4 protein-coding genes are annotated in these 4176 nt (G+C 61.3%); 1 reads left to right on the top strand and 3 read right to left on the bottom strand.

Annotation, left to right across the window (positions count from 1 at the left end):
- Nucleotides 1-1078: HD domain-containing protein (locus ENJ19_03525; protein ID HHM04796.1), on the top strand; the 1078-nt coding region annotated here is incomplete at its 5' end.
- A gap of 42 nt (nucleotides 1079-1120) precedes the next feature.
- On the opposite strand, the gene ENJ19_03520 is transcribed toward ENJ19_03525, so the two are convergent.
- From ENJ19_03520 to ENJ19_03510, 3 genes are all read right to left on the bottom strand, one after another.
- Nucleotides 1121-2128, bottom strand: coding sequence for an NAD-dependent epimerase (locus ENJ19_03520; GenBank protein HHM04795.1), 1008 nt, complete (start codon nucleotides 2126-2128; stop codon nucleotides 1121-1123).
- A gap of 197 nt (nucleotides 2129-2325) precedes the next feature.
- A complete protein-coding gene (gene tviB, locus ENJ19_03515) occupies nucleotides 2326-3603 on the bottom strand; it encodes a Vi polysaccharide biosynthesis UDP-N-acetylglucosamine C-6 dehydrogenase TviB (GenBank protein ID HHM04794.1) in 1278 nt (425 codons plus the stop codon).
- A 60-nt stretch (nucleotides 3604-3663) separates the two neighbouring features.
- Nucleotides 3664-4176 (bottom strand): UDP-glucose/GDP-mannose dehydrogenase family protein (locus tag ENJ19_03510; GenBank protein HHM04793.1); only part of this gene is annotated, 513 nt, incomplete at its 5' end.

The raw sequence follows: 4176 nt of genomic DNA, 5'->3' as shown, positions 1-4176 counted from the left end.
GTATCAATTGCACATTGCCCTGCGTTTTGAGAGCGACCTCAAGGCAACGCTCATCGACATGGACATCCACCCCTGGGTGTTGCAGAAACTGACCGTTCTCAAACAGTGTCTGCCGCAGTGGTTCGAAAAAGCAGTGTTCGGCGCCTGGCTGGCCGGCCTGGTGGTGCGGGAGATGAGCCTGGGGCAGCCGATGATAGACGCGGCACTTATTGCGGGCTGGACCCATGATGTGGGTTTTTTGCGCATCGATCCTGCCGTGCTGTTCAAAAAGGGGCGCCTGGAGCCGGAGGAATGGCGGGTGTTGCAGTCCCACGTCATCACCGGGCAGCGCTTTTTGCTTGCCGTGCCCGATCTGGATCCGCAAGTTCCAAGCGCCGTGCGGGAGCACCATGAACGCTGTGACGGGACCGGTTATCCCGATGGCAGGACCTGCCGGCAACTCGGTTTGCTGGGCAAAGTGATCGGCATGGCGGACAGCGTGCTGGCTATCCGTGTGAACCAGTTCAAAGGCACGGGACGCACCCTGCGTGACGTCCTGCCCTATTTGCAAATGAACGATGTCACCCACTCGCTGGAGGTCTATCGCGCCATGTCCTCCATCTTGAAGAAATCCAATCTCAAGCCCGTGCATATCAATCCCTACGGCGGGATTCGGGCCATGGCTGAGGTGGTTCATCGGCGGTCCACGGCGATTCATGAAGTGCGCAAGCACCTGATCCTTTTCCAGCGGGCGTTGCTGGAGCAGGCGCGGGGCAGCCGGCCATGCAAGGTGGCCAATGTGCTCATGATGTCCATCAACAACGTGCTGACCAAAACGGCGGCGGCGGGTCTGGAGGGCGACGAGACCTTGTCGTGGCTGGCGGGCATCCAGGATGGAGAGGACGATGTATTGCCCGACCTGAATGAGCTGGAACTGGCCGAGAACGAACTGCTCTGGCATATCCAGAGCTTGCTGCGCGCCGCGGACAACTACTTTGACTCAGAGGCCGGAGGTGGCGGAGGTATCGCGAAAATGAAAAATATCGCCGCCGGTGTGCGCGATGCTTTGGCACAGGCCAAAGCCGCCGGCCGAAAATAAAGCGCGGCGCACTGTCGCACGCGGCAGCCATCAGCCGGCAAATCAGACTTTGTAGTAGTCCCGGTACCAGTCCACAAAACGCGCGATGCCCGTTTCGATGGGTGTGGCGGGTTTGAATCCCACATCCCGCATCAGATCATCTATGTCCGCAAAGGTGGCCGGCACATCGCCTTTTTGCAAAGGCAGCATGTTTTTTTGCGCTTTTTTGCCCAGGCAGTTTTCCAGCGTTTCGATGAAATGCATCAGCTCCACCGGTTGGTTGTTGCCGATGTTGTACAAACGGTAGGGGGCGTAACTGGTGGCAGAGTCGGGCCGGTCGCCGTTCCACTCGGGGTTGGGCTCGGGAATCCTGTCCAGGGTGCGGATCACCCCTTCGACGATGTCGTCGATGTAGGTGAAATCCCGCTTGTGTCTGCCGTGGTTGAACACGTCAATGGGCTGGCCGGCCAAAATCGCTTTGGTGAACTTGAACAAAGCCATGTCCGGCCGGCCCCAGGGGCCGTAGACGGTGAAAAAGCGCAGCCCGGTGCAGGGCAGGCCGTAGAGCGAGGCGTAGGTGTGGGCCATCAACTCATTGGCTTTCTTGGTGGCGGCGTAGAGGCTCACCGGGTGATCCACATTGTGGTGCACGGAGAAGGGCATGTTGGTGTTGGCACCGTAGACCGAACTGGTGGAGGCGTACACCAAATGTTTTACGCCGTGGTGGCGGCAGCCTTCGAGGATGTTTAAAAAACCGACGATGTTGGCATCGGCGTATACATGGGGGTTTTCGATGGAGTAACGCACCCCGGCCTGGGCCGCCAGGTTCACCACCCGTTCGGGCTGGTATTCCGCGAACGCGCGGCTGATGCCGTCCCGGTCTTCCAGATCCAGGCGCAGCTCGGTGAAACCGGGGTGGCCGGTCACGCGGGCCAGCCGCGCTTCTTTCAACGTCACGTCGTAGTAGGTGTTGACATTGTCCACGCCGATGACTTCATCGCCGCGCCCGAGCAGGCGCAGGGCGAGATGGTTGCCGATAAAGCCGGCGGTGCCGGTGACGAGTATGCGCACGGGGGCTCCTTTGGGTTATTGGGCCACAGAGTACACAGAGAGGAATTTATTTCCTTTGTCGCCGTCCCCTCAGGGCACGGGGAAATAGAACCCTACGGAGTTCAGGTGTTCTGCCCCACGCTGACCCTTCCCCTGCAAGGGGGAGGGAGCAAAAGCCTTGTCTCCGTGTTCGTTGTGTCCTCCGTGATGAAATGGGTTTACAACCGGTCGTCCACCTGGTCGCGGGGCAGCATGGCTTTCACATCGAACAACACGGCGTGAGGCTTGCCCAGGGCACGGATATTGGCGGCACCCAACGCTTTGAATTCCCGGTGGGCCACGGCCAGGATGATGGCCTCGTAGCGGCCGTTTTCCAGGCTGGGCACGGGTTGGATGCCGTATTCCCGTTCCGCCTCCGCCGGGTTGACCCAGGGGTCGTACACCTCCACCCGGGCGTGGTAGCCCTTGAGTTCGTCGATGATGTCCACCACCCGGGTGTTGCGTAAATCGGGGCAGTTTTCCTTGAAGGTCAGCCCCAGAATCAGCACCTTGGCATCGGCCACGTGCACCCGCCGGCGGGTCATCATTTTCACCACCCGCTCCGCCACGTAGGCGCCCATATTGTCGTTGATACGCCGGCCGGCCAGGATGATTTCCGGGTGATAGCCCAGTTCCTGCGCTTTGTGGGTGAGGTAGTAGGGATCGACCCCGATGCAGTGGCCGCCCACCAGGCCGGGGCGGAAGGGCAGAAAGTTCCATTTGCTGCCGGCGGCTTCCAGCACTTCCAGGGTGTCGATGCCCACGCGGCTGAATATCAGCGCCAGCTCGTTGATCAGGGCAATGTTGACATCGCGCTGGGTGTTTTCGATAACCTTGGCGGCCTCCGCCACCTTGATACTGGAGGCTTTGTGGGTGCCGACGGTGATGACGCGGCGGTACAGGGCGTCCACATAGTCGGCGGCCTCCGGGGTGGAGCCGGAGGTGACTTTGACGATGTTGGTGACCCGGTGTTCCTTGTCGCCGGGGTTGATGCGCTCCGGGCTGTAGCCCACGAAAAAACCCTCGTTGAAGCGCAGGCCCGATTCCTGCTCCAGGATGGGCACGCAGTCTTCTTCCGTGGCGCCGGGGTAGACGGTGGACTCATACACCACCACATCGCCCTGTTTCAGCAGCTTGCCCACCGCGTGGCTGGCGCCGATGAGCGGGCTTAAATCGGGCCGTTTGTGTTCGTCTATGGGGGTGGGCACGGTGACAATGTAGACGTTGCAGTCCGCCAGTTCACCGGGCTGGTCGGTGACCGACAGCCGGGTGGCTTCACGCAGTTCCTCCGGGGTCACTTCCAGGGAGCTGTCCTGCCCGGCTTTGAGTTCTGCAATACGGGCGCTGTTGATGTCCAGCCCGCGGGTGTCGAACTGTCTGCCAAATTCCACCGCCAGCGGCAGGCCCACGTAGCCCAGGCCGATGACGCCTATCCTTGTGTTGTCCAGATCGAACATCAGTTTGTCCTTCAACGGTAGTTATATTTTTTGTCCGCGGGGGGCACCGCCCGCCCCGCGTCAGCGGCCCCGCCCGATGCCGTAGTAGGTGAAGCCGGCTTGTGTCAGCAGCGCCGGGTCGTACAGATTGCGACCATCGACTATAACGGGTGTTTTCAGCGCCTGCTTGACCTGATGGAAATCCGGGCTGCGGAACACATTCCATTCCGTCACCAGCACCAGGGCGTCGGCGCCGGCCAGGGCCTGCTCGGGCGTGTCGCAGTACTGCAGATCGTCACGTTCGCCGTAGATGCGGGCTGCCTCCTCCATGGCCACCGGGTCGTGGGCCTGCACTTTGGCGCCGGCCTCCCACAGCGCTTCCATCAAGGTGCGGCTGGGGGCTTCGCGCATGTCGTCGGTGTTGGGCTTGAAGGCCAGGCCCCACAGGGCAAAGGTCCTGCCGGCCAGCTCGCCGCCGAAATGAGCGTGAATTTTCTCAAAGGGCCGGCGCTTCTGGCGTTCGTTTACGTCTTCCACCGCCGCCAGCAGCCGGGCCGGGTAGTCCACTTCGCGCGCGGTGCGTTCCAGGGCCTT

It is taken from the genome of Gammaproteobacteria bacterium, from assembly GCA_011375345.1.
Lineage (GTDB): Bacteria > Pseudomonadota > Gammaproteobacteria > DRLM01 > DRLM01 > DRLM01.
The sequence above is the reverse complement of the archived record's forward strand: the minus strand, read 5'-3'. Positions and strand labels throughout refer to the sequence as shown.